This window comes from Clostridium tagluense, from assembly GCF_003865095.1.
GTDB classification, from domain to species: Bacteria; Bacillota; Clostridia; order Clostridiales; family Clostridiaceae; genus Clostridium_AD; species Clostridium_AD tagluense.
This window is the reverse complement of sequence record NZ_BHYK01000028.1, coordinates 37,017-53,292: the sequence shown is the minus strand read 5'-3', so window position 1 is coordinate 53,292 and position 16,276 is coordinate 37,017. Positions and strand designations below refer to the sequence as shown.

Below are 16,276 nucleotides of genomic sequence, written 5' to 3'. Positions count from 1 at the left end.
GGAGATACTTACATGTCCATTACTATGTGCTATAGAAGTTTCCTTGATTTGAAATAGCCCTAGCTCCATCGACCTTTGAGTTGGCATGTTGTAGTCAGTTCCTTTTCTGCATATCAAATATCCCATTATTCTTAACTTTTCAAACAGCCTATTTGCTCCTATATCAAAGCCATTTTGTTTTAGTATTTTTGCTAGGTCACCAACTAAAATTGAAGTGTATGAAGCTGTTACCGCATCTGCAAATATTACTTTTGGTTGTTGCAATGTTAGTTGCTTGTCCTTATCTGCAATAGCTTTATCTTTAAGTTCTATCTTTCTAGTTGCTATTAGTAAGGCCTTTGCCATTATGTCCTCGTCACTGTCATTTTCATTTGATGGAATATAGCCACCGGTTTGTCTTATTTGCGGAAGGACTTCATCGAATATCCAACTTTCAAACTTTTCTGCTCCTGGTAGTTCTGATTTTGCTGTTAACCTGTATATGTCACCTTCTGAAATAATATTCATTTGCTGTTCTCCGCTATTTGTAGGGACTGCGTGTTTCACGTACCCCTTGCAATGTCTTGCAATTGCATCATTTGGATTTTTATATCCTAATGATTTTGCAACATCAATTCCAACTGCATAATCTTTTTCATTTACTTTTATCCATCTTATTTCTCCAAACTGTTCATTTTTAAATATCTGTAATTTATTCATTGCTTGTCCTCCTTAAAGCTTCTCTATTTCCTTAACCTTGGCTTCATATCTTTTTATATTCCTTTTGGCATCCATTGTTGCGCTGTGTTCTACACCATTACTAAATATAAACAGCTCCTTAAGCCTTTTCTTTTCTCTTTCCAAATTTTCTTTCCAAAATGGTAAATCATTGTTCATGCTTGTCCTCCTTATTTTTTTACCCTCTACTAAGGCTTGTACACCTTGGGTGGTGCGGGTTGGATTAGAATTGTTTAGATGTGCTTACTACTTTATATCTTTAGTGCGTTGCTTTTTATCCTGTTAGCGCCTAGCTGCTTAATCTTTTTAGTGTAAATTTCACTTTAACACCATATTCTTTAGTTATTATTTTTTCTATTACATGTGAAATGCGTTCCAATACTTTTATTTCTTCTTCCGGTGTGTTATTAGGTCTAACTATCGTCACTGTTGCTGGCATATTATCACCTCTATATTTTGTATGAAATTGTCAGCTTGTACTATTCTTGTTTAACCTTTTTATTTTTAACGCTTTTATTAAACAGTAATTCAATTTCATTAAGAAGCTGCGCTTGCCTTTTTAGTATCTCGGTTTGTCTCATTTTTACCCTCCTCGTACATTTTTTTAATTGTATCAACACTTACGTTATAAAATTGGGAAAGTTTAGTTGCAACATTATCAGTCAAATTAACTCTTCCTGCCTCAACATCATTAAGATGTTTTCCGCAGATACCGATATTAGCAACTACAAATTTTCTTTGCGACCCTCTGCTATCTCTAAATTCTTTTAAATTCATTGTCGTGTTCACCTCCTACAACTATATTCTCACATATTGAAAGAAAAGCCAAATTGAATATTCTGCTATTTAAAGAAAATAAACCATTCATACTTTGATTTGCTACATTTTTCTACATTTCTCACAATTTGAAAGAATAATTTGTCGTGCTAATTCTCTTGAAATGTGAGAAAAAATACTATACTATAAATAGGAGGTGTTTAATTATGAATAAGTTATTTTCTGAAAAGTTAAAAAAATATAGAAAAGAGTTAGAAGTGAAACGAAATGAAAAGGTAGGTCAAGTCCGTCTTGCCGAGGAACTAGGCATAAGTAAAGGTGCTATCGGAAATCTAGAAAATGGAGAAAGAGTTCCTTCTAAAAAAATATTAGTTAAACTAGCTGAACATAGCAAGAAGTCTTTAAGCTATTGGATGGATGGTGTTGAAGAATATGAAGCCCCAAACAGTGTAGATCTAGTTTTAGATAAGATGATAGAAAAAGGATTAATAACGGATACTGATATAAGTGATGAAGCTTGGGAAATAATAAAGAAGGCTGTCCTGTTAGAAATAGAAAGGAAGATAAGATAAAATGAAAATAGCTATGTATTTAAGAAAATCTAGAGCGGATGAAGAACTTGAAAAAACTTTAGGGCAAGGCGAAACTCTATCTAAGCATAGAAGGGCCTTATTAAAATTTGCAAAAGAAAGAAAATTAAATATTGTAGAAATAAAAGAAGAAATAGTTAGTGGTGAAAGTTTATTTTTTAGACCTAAGATGCTGGAGCTCTTAAAAGAAATCGAAGATAAGCAGTATAGTGGTGTCCTAGTAATGGATATACAGCGTCTAGGACGTGGAGACATGCAAGAACAAGGCATTATACTAAAAACTTTTAAAGACAGTGGCACCAAGATAATAACCCCGCAAAAGACATATGACCTTAACAACGATTTCGATGAAGAATATAGTGAATTTGAAGCGTTCATGAGCAGAAAAGAATTGAAGATGATTAATCGCAGAATGCAAGGTGGAAGAGTTAGAAGTATAGAAGATGGTAATTACATATCTCCTAATCCTCCTCTGGGATATGATATAGCGTTTATAAATAAAAGCAGGACCTTACAACCCAATCCAAATGAAAGCGAAGTAGTGAGATTGATATTTAAAATGTATGTTGATGGTTCTGGAGCTGGAACAATTGCGAAATATTTAAACGGCTTAGGATATAAATCAAAGCTTGGAAACAACTTTGAATCTAGCGGTATCCTATTTACTTTAAAAAATCTTATCTATATTGGTAAAGTTACGTGGAAAAAGAAAGATATAAGGAAATCAAAAGACCCTAACAAGATTAAGGATACTAGAACCAGGGACATATCCGAATGGATTATTTCAGAGGGTAAGCATGAGGCTATTATCGAAGAAGATGTTTTTGATAAAGCTCAAGAAATTTTAAAAGGTAAATACCATATACCATATAAAACCGCAAATGGAGCTGCTAATCCCCTTGCCGGGCTAGTCATTTGTGAGACTTGTGGTAGCAAAATGGTTATGAGAAAATATGGAGATAAGGATCCGCACATAATATGCAATAATAATAAGTGCGATAACAGAAGTGCTAAATTTAAATACATCGAACATGAAATTATTTTAGCCCTTGAACAATACCTAGCAGTTCTAGGTGGTGAATCTGAAAATATAACTTCTACAGTTGATGTAGACATATACGAAAAACAAATAGCAATGTTAAGTAAAGAACTTGGTACATTAAGCACTCAAAAACTTAATTTATTCGATTTATTGGAGCGACACGTTTATGATGACGAAACTTTTATCGAGCGTTCGAATAATCTTTCTCAACGTTCCGATGCGATTGCAAATGAGATTGAAAATATAAAAGTTGTAATTAAAAAACAAAGTAAAAAGACAAATAATGATGTTCAATCTAAAATAAAAAATGTCATTGATAGTTATAAAATATCAGATGACATCGCACTCAAAAATGAATTATTAAAAAGCGTATTGTATAAAGTTGAATATAAAAAGAGTACGAGCCAGAGAAATGACAACTTTGAAATTAACCTATTCCCAAGGCTTTAGGCATATACGTCTATCATGCAGAGTGCTATTCATTTCCCTCTTTATCAATTCCAATAGGATCCTGCAAATACACCTCACCTTTTGTTTTTTTATTATTGCGAATAAGCATTAGTATTTCGTTTTCTATGCACCTAGCAGCATAGGTCGCAAGCCTTGTTCCTTTGCTTGTATCAAAGGAGTCAATAGCTTTAATTAATCCTACAGTTCCAATGGATATTAGGTCATCTACATCCTTTCCTGGGTAGGAATATTTTTTTACTATATGTGCAACTAATCTTAGATTTCGTTCAACTAATATACTTTTAGCTAGTAAATCACCTTGTTTTAACTTTGTTAAATAAAATCTTTCTTCTTCTTCACTTAATGGTTGAGGAAATGAACTACTACCAGTAATGTAAGCTGTTAAAAATGTAACATTTCCAATCATATCTAATAAACAATTCATGAAAAACACGGAGGTTCCTCCTAATAGTGCTTATTAATATAATATGATTTATATTATTAATATTGCCTGTACATAAAAAATATTTATTTAATTTATTTTTTAAGTGCATTTACTACTTCTTTAAATATTGGAGCAGCCGTGCCGCCACCTTCTTCATCTGCTATACCATTTACATTCATCCCGATATTATTTACAAATACAACCATAGAATAATTCTTCCCCTTCCAATGAAAAAAACCAACAAACCATCCATCTGATTTAGTTTTTTCCTTATCCTTATAGGAAGTAGTGCCAGTTTTTCCACCTATGTTCATGTCTTTAATATAAGCCTGTTTTCCTGTACCAGTTTTCACTACATCCATCATATGGAGTTTAATTGTCTCCGCAGTTTCACTTTTTAATGCACGAGAAGTTTTAGAAGTGATTTTCTCTAAAATTTCTTTATCACCCTTTAGGAAGGAGTCTATTATTGTTGGCTGTACATATACCCCATTGTTTATGATAGTATTAGGAATACTAATAGCTTGTAGTGGTGTTATTCTAGCAGTCTGACCAATAGATGTAAAGCTTGTATCTTCAATTTTAGGACTCGATAGATCTACCTCTAATTTACCACTTTGCTCCTGCTCAAAATTTAAAACTTTATTAAATAATCCTTGTTTTCTTGCATAATCATACATATTTTCAATACCTATCTTCCAACCTAATTGAGCGAATATATCATTAGAAGAATCAGATAGTGCCTCTGAAAGTGTATATTCATATCCAATTTTATGCTTATCCGCTTTTTTAAATATATTGCCTTTTACTGCAATTGTTTTATCCTTGTCTATTAAATTTAAATCTATCCCAGCTTCCTCCACAATAACTTTAAAAATAGATCCTGCAAAAAAACCATTACATAAATTTGCATTTGAGGTACTATCATTTTTTTGTGCCATTGCTCTTATTTTACCAGTGCTACTCTCCATTAGTACAACACCAATTTGGTCATATTTTTTGTATTTATCCTCATGAAGAATGCCTTCAACCCTATCCTGAACTTCTTTATCTAAGGTAAGTTTTACATTAATATTGTTTTCAGGTTCAATAATTTTGCCCTCAGATATTTCACCATCAACGCCTTTGAGAAATCTAATTTTTGTAAATTCATTATTTTTGGTTTTGTTATATATTTGCATTTCTAGAGAATTAGGACTTTTGAAAATGGGGTCTTTAACCCCCTCTTTATAATATTTTGGATTTGACAATAAATTTTCAATTTTCCATATTTTATCTCCAGTAAGCTCATTGGCTGCATAAGCATAAAACCCTTTTACTCCTTTAATATCCTTGAGTTTATCATAAGTCTCTTCATCAATTTTATATTTTATTTTTTGTCCATTACCTCTACCATTTATCTTATATAAATCATAGTTGCTATTATAATTTCTTAATATAAAGGTTAATGCTTGCATGTCATATTTGCTAGTATATTCATTAAATCTAAAATAATCCAGTGGGTCAATAATTGCGTAATAGTTTATATTATAATCCAAAAGGGGATTATCTTTACAATCAGTTAAACTATATTGCAAGCCATATTTTTCATCTATTGTATATTGTGCATCTGCCATTGCTTTTCTGTCTGGTCCTTTAATATACATATTATATACACATTTCCAAAGGAGGAAAGCGAACATTAGAATTACTATTACCATTACCGTCCAATTTCTTTTTCGAGCTTCTCTCCTGTGATTTGAAGAACTAAATATATTATTTCTACTATACATAAAAACACCTCACTTAGCCTAATTCTAGCCTTAAATGAGATGTTTTATACTTTATAATTATTCCTTTTATGTTTCTTACTTTTGTAATGATTGCCTTATATTTGAAGTAATTATATCTATAGCTACCTTGTTATGTCCACCTTCAGGTATAATAATGTCCGCATGCCTTTTAGTCGGTTCTGTAAATTGTTCATGCATTGGTTTAACAACATTTAAATATTGATTTATAACAGAATCGGTTGTTCTCCCTCGCTCATTAATATCTCTCACAAGTCTTCTTATAAACCTAACGTCTGCATCCGTATCTACATATATTTTAATATCCAACATATCTCGAAGAACTTTTTCTTGGAGTACAAGAATTCCTTCAACTATAATAATTTCCTTTGGCTGCACAGAAACTGTTTCTTCCATTCTATTATGTATTTCAAAATTATATATAGGCTTTTCAATAGCCTGTCCTTCTAAAAGAAGAGTAAGGTGCTGAACTAAAAGTGAAGTATCAAAAGCATCTGGATGATCGTAGTTTGTTTTTATCCTTTCTTCAAAAGAAAGATCACTTTGATCCTTATAATATGAATCTTGTTCAAGCATTGCAATACATGTGTCATCAAACTGTTTATAGATTTCTCTTGCAATGGTACTTTTTCCTGATCCCGTTCCTCCAGTTATCCCTATTGAAATCGGACGATGCATTATTTTTCCTCCTTGCATTTTATGAGTATATCATTCTCATGAAGTTTTTCCATAATATTTACAGTAAATAACATCTGAGCATTTGGAGCAGAAGCTATACTCTCTCCCTTAGAATTTCTCATATCATTAAGCACAATTATTACATTATCGCCTACAGGTCTTAATACTTCAACAGTATCACCTTGGAATACCTTATTTCTTTGCTCTATTGATGCAATATTAGTTTCTTCATTATATTCCCGTACAACTCCAACAATATCATAATCTCTAATATATGAAGAGGATTCATATATCTGTTTGTTTGGATCTCCAAAATAAAATCCAGTATAATATTGTCTATGGCTAGGTTTTAGAAGATTATCCATCCATTTTTGCTGGAATTTATAATTTACTGGATCTTCTATATAAGCATCCACAGCTTCTCTATAGGATTTACATACAGAAGCAACATAATATGAGCTTTTCATTCTTCCTTCTATTTTAAAGGACATTATACCGGTTTCCATAAGCTCTGGCACATGTTCTATCATGCATAAGTCCTTTGAATTCATTATGTAAGTACCTTTATCATCTTCAATTACAGGAAAATATTCTCCATCTCTTTTTTCTTCCACTAAAAAATATTTATATCTACATGGCTGAGCGCATTGCCCCCTGTTAGCATCTCTACCGGTCATATAATTTGACAAGAGACATCTTCCAGAATAGGACATACACATAGAACCATGAACGAATGCTTCTAGTTCACATGTATCCGGTAATTTTTCTCTAATTTCTTTAATTTCTTCTAGGGATAATTCTCTTGCAAGAACAATTCTTTTTACCCCTTGTTTATGCCAAAAAATAGCTGATTTATAATTTACATTGTTAGATTGAGTGCTTAAATGAATTTCCAAATTTGGTACAACTTCCCTAGCCGTCATAATAATTCCTGGATCAGATACAATTATAGCATCCGCCCCTAGTTCATATACTTCTCTTAGATAATCTTCCAGACCTTGTAAATCATCATTATGAGGAATTACATTTAAAGTAACATATACCTTTTTATCTCTTGAATGGGCAAAATCTATACCTTCTTTTAATTGTTCATTAGTAAAATTATTTGCAAAAGCTCTTAAATTTAATTTACTTCCACCTAAATAAACTGCATCTGCACCAAAATTTATAGCTGCTTTTAATTTTTCTAAATTACCTGCTGGTGCTAGTATTTCTGGTTTCATTGGTTTTATTCCTCCTCGCTACTCTCTTTGCATTTTCTTACTGTAACTGAGATTCCATCTCCCATAGGTATTACAGAAGTTATAAGTTCATCATTATTAGATACTAATTCTAAATAGCTCTTCATACGTTTTATTATAGTTACTTTTCTACGTGTTGCAAGCTCTTTTGATGCAACCATTCCTCTAAAAAGAACATTATCAGCAATAAGAACTCCCTGTTTTTTTAGAAGCCTAAGGCAGTGCGGAAGAAAATGATTATAGTGTCCTTTACCAGCATCCATAAAAATCATATCATATTCACCCGTAAGATTTTCTAAAATTTCTAGGCAATCCCCTTGTAGAATAGTGATTTTATTTTGCAATCCGTATTTTTTTATATTAGCCTTTGCAAGCTCTATCATTTTTTCATCTCTTTCGATAGTGGTAATCTCACTTAGTCCTCCAAGCGTTAGATTCATTAAAATAGCAGAATATCCTATGGCTGTACCCAGTTCTAATATTTTTTTAGGCCTATTCATAGTTATCATTAATTCTAAAAATTTAGCAGTTTCTTTTTGAACTATAGGAACTCTATTTTCTAGCGCAAATTTTTCTAAATCTTCTAAAATGCCAGTATTACTAGGAATCAATTCTCTTAAATATTGTTCCATATAATCATGTGTTATGCCACTCATTTAATTTCCTCCAAAAATTGATTAAGGCACATGAAAATAAATAACAAGTCAAAGCTGTTAGTCTATTTATTTTCATGTGCCTAACACAGTTAACTAAAATCCTTGTGTTACAGCTTTAACTTTTAAGAACTCATTATAGTCATCTGTAAAAAAATGTTTCCCATCATTATCTAAAACAAAGTATAAATACTTTGTTTTAGCAGGAGACAGAACTGCTTTAATAGATGCTTTTCCTGGGTTACAAATTGGTCCTACAGGAAGGCCTTCTACTTTGTATGTATTATAAGGTGATTTAACTTTTAAATCACTATTATATAGTTTTTCTTTATGTTTACCTAATGAATATAAAACAGTTGCACAAGATTGTAGCTTAATATCTTTATCTAATCTATTATAAAAAACTGATGCTACCTTAGTTCGTTCATTTGCATCACTAGTTTCTCTTTCAACAATTGATGCCAATATTATTATATCATCCAATTTTTTCATATCTATAGGCTTTTCTTTATTCAGTTCATTTATAGTGCTGTAAAATTTATCCACCATAGACTTTATTATGACCTTACCACTCATACCAGCTTTAAACTCATAGGTAGCAGGAAAAAGAAACCCTTCCAAATTAAACTTTCGATTTGCATCTTCATGTATATAAGTTGGTAGCTTATAAGTTTTACAACTCTCTATAAATTTTTCACTCTTTATTATACCTTTTTCTTGTAGTACTTTTGCAATTTCATTTATATCAAAGCCCTCGGGCACCGTTACTTTAATAACATCTTCCTCATTTCCTACAGTTGTTAAAATAGTTATAATCTTATTAACTGTAGCATCTTTCGGTATAAAGAACTTCCCTGTATGTATATTGGATTTGACTCCATTTTTTTTGATATAAAATTTTATAATACTTAAGTTTTTTATAGCCCCATTTTGGTTTAAATCATCTAATATACTATATAAAGTGTCTCCATTTTTAACATTAACATGGAGGTCTTTGGTAGTCACAATAGGATGTTGTATTATTTTCTTATACTGAAAAATACCAGCTAACACACAAACTATTAAAACCCCCATTAATAGCCCTATCTTCTTCATTAAACCACCCCATATTTAAAACTATTTGTTTGATTTACTTGATGCTCTTTTTCTTTCTCCTGAATCTAATATTCTTTTTCTCATTCTAATATTTAGAGGAGTAATTTCAACTAACTCATCTATAGATACAAATTCTAAACACTGCTCTAATGACATAGGTCTTAGAGGAGTTAGTTTTAGTGCATCATCCGCTCCTGAAGATCTAGTGTTTGTTAACTGTTTCTTTCTACATACATTTACTTCTATGTCTCCAGCTCTTGCACATTCCCCTGCAACCATTCCTGCATATACAGGCACTCCTGCTGGTATGAAAAGAGTTCCTCTTTCTTGAGCATTGTATAATCCGTAAGTTACTGATTCTCCGCCTTCAAATACAATTAGAGAACCACGACTTCTATCTGGAATTTCTCCCCTATACTTATCGTAACCATCTAGAACGTGATTCATTATACCATTACCTTTAGTATCAGTCATAAGTTCACTTCTAAACCCAATTAATCCTCTTGAAGGTACTTTGAACTCTAATCTAGTATATCCATTTATAGCAGAAGTCATATTAACCATCTCTGCTTTTCTAGGTCCCATTTTTTCCATTACTACGCCCATAAATTCTTCTGGTACGTCAATTGTAAGGTGCTCAATTGGCTCTGTTTTGTGGCCATTTTCCTCTTTGTATATAACATTTGCTTTTGACACTTGGAATTCATATCCTTCACGTCTCATAGTTTCAATTAGAACTGAAAGATGAAGTTCTCCTCTTCCACTTACTTCAAAACCATCTGAGTCTTCAGTTTCTTCTACTCTTAAACTAACATTAGTTTCAAGTTCTTTCATAAGTCTATCTCTTATGTGTCTTGATGTAACATAAGTTCCTTCTTGACCTGCAAAAGGAGAATTATTAACCATGAAATTCATAGTTAGTGTAGGCTCATCAATTTCAACGAATGGAAGAGCTTCTGGTTCATTAATATCAGCTATTGTTTCTCCAATGTTAATATCTGGAATACCAGAAACTGCTACGATATCACCAAGCATTGCTTCTTCAGTTTCTTCTCTTTTAAGACCATTGTAAACGAAAAGGCTTGAAACTTTAACATTGCTTATTGTTCCATCTTTTCTTATAAGTGCTATTGGTTGATTTTTTTTGATTGTTCCTCTTTCGATTTTTCCTATTCCAATTTTTCCAACATATTCATTATAATCAATAGTTGAAATAAGCATTTGAAGTGGCATATCTAAATATCCTTCTGGTGCTTTTACATTCTTTATTATAGAATCAAATAATGGTTCCATGTTGTCACTTACATCTTCAACATTGAACTTAGCAAACCCTTCTCTAGCAGAAGCATATACCACTGAAAAGTCTAATTGTTCATCATCTGCTCCAAGTTCAACAAATAGGTCAAAGACTTCATCAAGTACATCTGTAGGACGAGCATCTTTTCTATCAATTTTGTTTATAACAACGATAGGTTTAAGATTTAATTCTAATGCTTTTTTCAAAACAAATTTAGTTTGTGGCATAGGGCCTTCATATGCATCAACTACAAGAAGTACACTATCAACCATCTTAAGTACTCGTTCAACCTCTCCACCAAAGTCAGCGTGGCCTGGAGTATCAACTATATTTATTTTAATTCCATTATGCATTACTGCAGTATTCTTAGAAAGAATTGTTATTCCTCTTTCTTTTTCTATATCGTTAGAATCCATTACTCTCTCTTGTACTTTTTCATTTTCTCTGAAAACATGGCTTTGTTTAAGTAAACAATCCACCAGTGTTGTCTTGCCGTGATCTACGTGCGCAATTATTGCTATATTTCTAACATCATTTCTTGTAAATAAATTCATATTAATCCTCCAATTTTTTTTTCGTAAGTTTCCACATTTTGCACAAACAAAAATTGGATACGCCTTGAAGTATCCAATTTTCGCATTTACTATACTTATTCTAATATTATCTTGCAAAAAAGTCAACTAGTTCTATTATACATTATTACCAAAAGATAAGTCTACCCCAATTGTATCATTTAAAATATTAAACAAATAGTATTTTATAATTCATTTAGTTCCTTTAATCAAAAACTAAAATTGCCTATACTATTTATCTAAGCATTTATCACAAACACCATAGAATTTTAAACTATGATCTTCAACCTTAAAATTGTATTTTTTTTCAACAATTGCTTCTAGCTCATCAAGCAAATCTCCCTGTACCTCTAATACTTTACCACAGCGATTGCATATTAAGTGATGGTGTTGATGATTCTCATCTTCATGGATAAGTTCATATCTACTGCACCCATCATCTAAATCTAGCTTTCGAATTACATTCATTTCTTCTAAAAGTTGAATTGTCCTATACACTGTAGCAAGACCTATTTCTGGGCAGTCGGATTTAACCAAGTCATATAGTTCTTCCGCAGTAAGATGGCTACCTTCGCTCTTAATTATTCCATTTAAAATAGCTCTCCTCTGCGGAGTAAGCTTATATCCCTCTTGTTTTAAGGTTTCCTTTAAACTCTCAATTGTTTCTGGAGATAAATTCGACATATATGCACTCCTCTTCCATAAATATCATTCGGCTTAAAAAAATAAATTATATTTACTATAGTATTATTTTAATACCTTATTGTGATATTGTCAATTGATAATCATTTAGTTTCAACAAAACAGGTTAACTGGTATAAATATCCATTGAAAAACGATTAATCTTCCTCAGAAAAAATTGTTTCGTAAGCTTCTGAAATCATTTCAAACTCTTCATCGTCTTCTATTGTTACTAGGATATCATTACCCTCTGCATCCTTATCAATTCTTAATGCTATTGCATCAATGTCTTCTTCCCCAGTTGGTGCAACTATAAGATATTCCTTATCTTCAATGTCTAATTTAGTTAGCACATCAAATTCTGTTTCCTTACCCTCTTCATCGTTTAATAATATAGTTTCAACATTGTTTTCCATTTTATTATCTCCCTTCAATTATATAATTATTACTATTTAAACTTCAGTTACATATTTTGTAAATGAAATAGACTATAGACGTGTACCTAAGCTATCTAAATATCCTTGCAAAATGAATGTAGCTGCAATTTTATCTACAATTTTTTTTCGTTTTGATCTAGACAAATCACCTTCCAGCATTACTCTATTAGCAGCTACTGTAGTCAATCTTTCATCCCACATTTTTATTTCTAAACCCAAGGTTTCTTTGAGCGCATCACAAAAACGTTGAACCTTTTCTCCTTGTGGTCCTATAGTTCCATTCATGTTTTTAGGAAGCCCTGAAACAATGGTTTCTACATCATAGTCTTTGCATATTTTAGCGAGTTCTTCAATATCTAAAACTATACTTTTCCTTTTAATTGTTGTGATTCCTTGTGCTGTTAATCCTAGTGGATCACATACAGCTACTCCTATTGTTCTATCTCCAATATCTAAACCTAATACTCTCATTCACATACTCCTTTAATAATAGCTTAATTAATCTATGACACTTGTCATCATCTTCAATGCTACTTGTCATCATCTTCGATGCTGAAATGTCGTTAATTTAAAAAACAAAATGCCCCTATGGGCATTTTATTTTTTAATGTCTAGATAAGATTTCAAAACTTCTTCTAAGATTTCATCCCTCTCTAGCTTTCTTACTAACGCTCTTGCTCCATTGTAATTCGTTATATATGTGGGATCTCCTGAAATCAAATAACCTACCATTTGATTTACAGGGTTATACCCCTTTTTTATAAGTGAATTATACACGTCAGTCAAAATAGTTTTTGTTAAATCTTTTTTATCTTTTACAAAATCAAATTGGACTGTATTTTGATTAGTATCCATTGTATTCACCCCTTTCCTTATTATAAGCTAAACATTGTAAATATATCGCCACACAACTTTCTAATATATTACAGTTTATTAGTTACAATAAGTTCCATAATTACATACTAACGATAATTAATTTACTTATTAATAATTATATTATAAAACATCTGTTGCAAAAAGTATACTATTTTACAAATGTTTCAATTATAGAAGGTACATTAGCTATTGCCTGCTCTAATTTTTCAGGAAGCTTTCCACCTGCTTGAGCCATATCCGGTCTTCCACCGCCACCGCCACCAGCAATTTTGGCAACTTCTTTAATTATTTTTCCACAGTGGACTCCACTATCTATAGCAGACTTAGATGCCATTGCAACAAATTCAACTTTATCATTTGCGGCACTTCCGAGCACCACTATGCCATCACCAAGTTTATCGCGAAGTTTATCAGCTAAATCTCTTAGCGCATCACCATCTATGCCCTTTACAACTCCACAAATAACTTTAACACCCTTAACTTCTTTAACATCATCTAAAATTTCATCTATTGAAGAGGCAGCTAACTTTCCTTTTAAGGATAGTATTTCCTTTTCTTTATCTTTTAATTCTGCCAATTGAATTTGTAATTTATTTGTTATGTCTTTTTCTGAGCATTTTAATGTACTAGCAATTTCTTTTATTAAATTATTTTTTTCTTCTAAATATTTTATAGAGTTACTACCAGTTATGGCTTCAATTCTTCTAACTCCAGCAGCTACTCCAGCTTCAGATAAAATTTTAAACATTCCAATTTCTCCTGAGTTTCTTACATGAGTACCACCACAAAGTTCCTTACTATATCCTCCCACAGACACAACTCTAACATCCTCTTGATATTTTTCATCAAATAATGCTATAGCTCCACTTTCCTTAGCTTTATCAATAGTCATAATATTAGTTTCTACCTTATATGATTGCATAATATTGTTATTTACAAGCTCTTCAACTTTAATAATTTCTTCTTGCGTTAGTGCAGAAAAATGGGTAAAATCGAATCTTAACCTTTCCTCATCTACATAAGAGCCTGATTGATGAACATGATCACCTAAAACTCTTTTTAATGCTTCTTGAAGCATATGAGTTGCAGTATGATTCCTACCAATTTCAGTTCGTCTTTTCTTCTCAACCCTCAGGGTTACGAATTCATCTGTTTTTAATGTTCCTTCTAGCATCAAAGCAAAGTGCACAATTTTACCAGAAGCATTCTTTTGACAATCATAAACCTCAGCCTTGAAATTATCATTAAAGATTATTCCTTTGTCAAAAATTTGTCCTCCCATTTCAGCATAGAAAGGAGTAACTTCTGTTACAATAATACCTTTTGAACCCTTTGCTAGCTCAGACGCAACCTCTTCACCACTAATTAAAACTTTAACTACCGATTGTAACTCCGTTTTATCATATCCATTAAATTTAGTTTCTATATTTTTAGGAATTAAATTTAGTTCATTTTCTCCATTACCCATATAATTTGAATGTCCTCTAGCAGATCTTGCTCTTTGTCTTTGACTTTGCATTTCACTATTAAAACCTTCTAAATCAATTCCTATGCCTGCGTCTTCTAGTATTTCCTCTGTAAGCTCATATGGAAAACCAAAGGTGTCGTATAATTTAAAAGCTTTATCTCCACTTAAAATTTTATTGTTATTGCTTTTAAGCTCTTCGATATAAGTTTTCAAAATATCCATACCAGAATCTAACGTTTCTGAAAATCTTTCCTCTTCAAGTTTTATAACCTTTTTAATATAACCTGCTTTTTCTTTTAATTCAGGATATGCTTTAAAGGAATTTTCAATAACAATGTTACAAAGTTTATTTAAAAAAGCATTTTTAATTCCAAGTAATTTACCATGTCTTGCTGCCCGCCTAATTAGTCTCCTAAGAACATATCCTCTGCCCTCATTAGATGGAAGTACCCCATCGCTTATCATGAAAATTGTACTTCTAACATGGTCTGTTATAATTCGGAGTGATATATCCTCGGTGCGAGTTTCTCCATACTTTACTTTTGATACCCTTGAAACTTCGTCTAAAATATTTTTTATAGTATCTACTTCAAAGATACTGTTGGTTCCTTGCATTATAGTAGCTATTCTCTCAAGCCCCATACCTGTATCTATATTGGGATTCTTTAATTTGTTGTAGTTTCCCTGCTCATCTTTGTCAAATTGAGTGAATACTAAATTCCAAAATTCTATTACTCTATCTTCATTTCCTGCTTTAACAAACTCTTCTGCAGTTTTTATTTGACCGAGTTCTACATTTCTATCAAAGTGTATTTCCGAACTTGGTCCACAAGGTCCCTGACCTATTTCCCAGAAATTTTCTTCTTTTCCTAATCTAAAAATACGGGTCGGATCAACGTCTGTATTTTTACTCCATATATCAAAAGCCTCATCATCTTCTAAATATATAGTTACATATAAACTTTCTTTTGGTATATTTAAAACCACTGTTATATATTCCCAAGCCCATGGTATAATCTCTTTCTTGAAATAATCTCCAAAAGAAAAATTTCCAAGCATCTCAAAGAAAGTACCATGTCTAGAGGTCTTTCCTACATTCTCAATATCTCCTGTTCTAATACATTTTTGACAATTAGTTATTCTGGTGCTAGGTGGTGTTTGTATTCCTGTAAAATATGGTTTAAGTGGTTGCATACCTGCATTTACAAGTAATAGACTAGCATCATTCTTAGGTACTAGAGGAAAACTCTCCAGTCTAAGATGCTCTTTACCTTCAAAAAATTTTAGAAAGGATTCTCTAATTTCATTTAATCCTAATTTTTCCATAATATCTCCTCCGTTTATTAATCATATTTTGTTGTAGAATTTAAAAGCTTATAATTTTTTATAATAAAAAAAAACTTTACTCCCCTAAACCAAGGGACGAAAGTTTTCCGCGTTACCACCCTAATTATATCGCTATATAAT

At 31.8% G+C, this 16,276-nt stretch carries 17 protein-coding genes, 1 pseudogene and 1 other annotated feature (1 of these 19 running past the window's edge); of the genes and pseudogenes, 2 read left to right on the top strand and 16 right to left on the bottom strand.

The window, feature by feature from the left end:
* From Ctaglu_RS19230 to Ctaglu_RS19225, 4 genes are all read right to left on the bottom strand, one after another.
* A partial coding sequence (locus Ctaglu_RS19230) for a phage antirepressor (protein WP_125004735.1) occupies window positions 1–699 on the bottom strand: 699 nt, incomplete at its 3' end.
* Between the two features lie 12 nt (window positions 700–711).
* The gene (locus Ctaglu_RS25365; RefSeq protein ID WP_164943801.1) at window positions 712–876 is read right to left on the bottom strand and encodes a hypothetical protein; all 165 of its coding nucleotides are present in this window, start codon (window positions 874–876) and stop codon (window positions 712–714) included.
* Between the two features lie 130 nt (window positions 877–1,006).
* Window positions 1,007–1,156 (bottom strand): hypothetical protein, encoded by a 150-nt coding sequence (locus tag Ctaglu_RS25360; protein WP_164943802.1) that lies wholly within the window; start codon window positions 1,154–1,156, stop codon window positions 1,007–1,009.
* A 98-nt stretch (window positions 1,157–1,254) separates the two neighbouring features.
* On the bottom strand, window positions 1,255–1,494 hold the full coding sequence (locus Ctaglu_RS19225; protein WP_125004733.1) for a helix-turn-helix domain-containing protein: 240 nt from the start codon (window positions 1,492–1,494) through the stop codon (window positions 1,255–1,257).
* 206 nt (window positions 1,495–1,700) lie between these two features.
* Here Ctaglu_RS19225 and Ctaglu_RS19220 point away from each other — a divergent pair, with 206 nt between their 5' ends.
* Window positions 1,701–2,066 carry a helix-turn-helix transcriptional regulator gene (locus Ctaglu_RS19220; protein ID WP_125004731.1) on the top strand — a complete coding sequence of 122 codons (366 nt, stop codon included), beginning with the start codon at window positions 1,701–1,703 and terminating at the stop codon, window positions 2,064–2,066.
* Between the two features lies 1 nt (window position 2,067).
* Window positions 2,068–3,576 (top strand): recombinase family protein, encoded by a 1,509-nt coding sequence (locus Ctaglu_RS19215; protein ID WP_125004729.1) that lies wholly within the window; start codon window positions 2,068–2,070, stop codon window positions 3,574–3,576.
* A 28-nt stretch (window positions 3,577–3,604) separates the two neighbouring features.
* On the opposite strand, the pseudogene Ctaglu_RS19210 reads toward Ctaglu_RS19215, so the two are convergent.
* The 12 genes and pseudogenes from Ctaglu_RS19210 to alaS all read right to left on the bottom strand — a co-directional run.
* Window positions 3,605–4,021: pseudogene (locus Ctaglu_RS19210) on the bottom strand (sigma-70 family RNA polymerase sigma factor); the annotation flags it as partial.
* Window positions 4,022–4,113: 92 nt separating this feature from the next.
* Window positions 4,114–5,793: a penicillin-binding transpeptidase domain-containing protein gene (locus Ctaglu_RS19205; protein ID WP_125004727.1), complete on the bottom strand. Its 1,680-nt coding sequence runs from the start codon at window positions 5,791–5,793 to the stop codon at window positions 4,114–4,116.
* A 75-nt stretch (window positions 5,794–5,868) separates the two neighbouring features.
* Window positions 5,869–6,489: a uridine kinase gene (udk, locus tag Ctaglu_RS19200; protein ID WP_125004725.1), complete on the bottom strand. Its 621-nt coding sequence runs from the start codon at window positions 6,487–6,489 to the stop codon at window positions 5,869–5,871.
* A complete protein-coding gene (locus Ctaglu_RS19195; protein ID WP_125004723.1) occupies window positions 6,489–7,712 on the bottom strand; it encodes a peptidase U32 family protein in 1,224 nt (407 codons plus the stop codon). Before Ctaglu_RS19195 ends, udk begins: the two co-directional genes overlap by 1 nt.
* Before the next feature lie 5 nt (window positions 7,713–7,717).
* Window positions 7,718–8,386, bottom strand: coding sequence for an O-methyltransferase (locus tag Ctaglu_RS19190; protein ID WP_125004721.1), 669 nt, complete (start codon window positions 8,384–8,386; stop codon window positions 7,718–7,720).
* 93 nt (window positions 8,387–8,479) lie between these two features.
* The gene (gene mltG, locus Ctaglu_RS19185) at window positions 8,480–9,478 is read right to left on the bottom strand and encodes an endolytic transglycosylase MltG (protein ID WP_125004720.1); all 999 of its coding nucleotides are present in this window, start codon (window positions 9,476–9,478) and stop codon (window positions 8,480–8,482) included.
* 21 nt (window positions 9,479–9,499) lie between these two features.
* Entirely contained in the window at window positions 9,500–11,329 is a 1,830-nt protein-coding gene (typA, locus tag Ctaglu_RS19180) for a translational GTPase TypA (RefSeq protein ID WP_125004718.1), read from the bottom strand.
* A 249-nt stretch (window positions 11,330–11,578) separates the two neighbouring features.
* A complete protein-coding gene (locus Ctaglu_RS19175; protein ID WP_125004716.1) occupies window positions 11,579–12,031 on the bottom strand; it encodes a Fur family transcriptional regulator in 453 nt (150 codons plus the stop codon).
* A gap of 155 nt (window positions 12,032–12,186) precedes the next feature.
* Window positions 12,187–12,444, bottom strand: coding sequence for a DUF1292 domain-containing protein (locus tag Ctaglu_RS19170; protein WP_125004713.1), 258 nt, complete (start codon window positions 12,442–12,444; stop codon window positions 12,187–12,189).
* Between the two features lie 72 nt (window positions 12,445–12,516).
* A complete protein-coding gene (ruvX, locus tag Ctaglu_RS19165) occupies window positions 12,517–12,936 on the bottom strand; it encodes a Holliday junction resolvase RuvX (RefSeq protein ID WP_125004711.1) in 420 nt (139 codons plus the stop codon).
* Window positions 12,937–13,062: 126 nt separating this feature from the next.
* Entirely contained in the window at window positions 13,063–13,320 is a 258-nt protein-coding gene (locus Ctaglu_RS19160) for an IreB family regulatory phosphoprotein (protein ID WP_125004709.1), read from the bottom strand.
* 169 nt (window positions 13,321–13,489) lie between these two features.
* Window positions 13,490–16,135, bottom strand: a complete 2,646-nt coding sequence (alaS, locus tag Ctaglu_RS19155; RefSeq protein ID WP_125004707.1) for an alanine--tRNA ligase — start codon at window positions 16,133–16,135, stop codon at window positions 13,490–13,492.
* Window positions 16,136–16,224: 89 nt separating this feature from the next.
* Window positions 16,225–16,276, bottom strand: a binding site (T-box leader) (it continues 141 nt past the right edge of the window).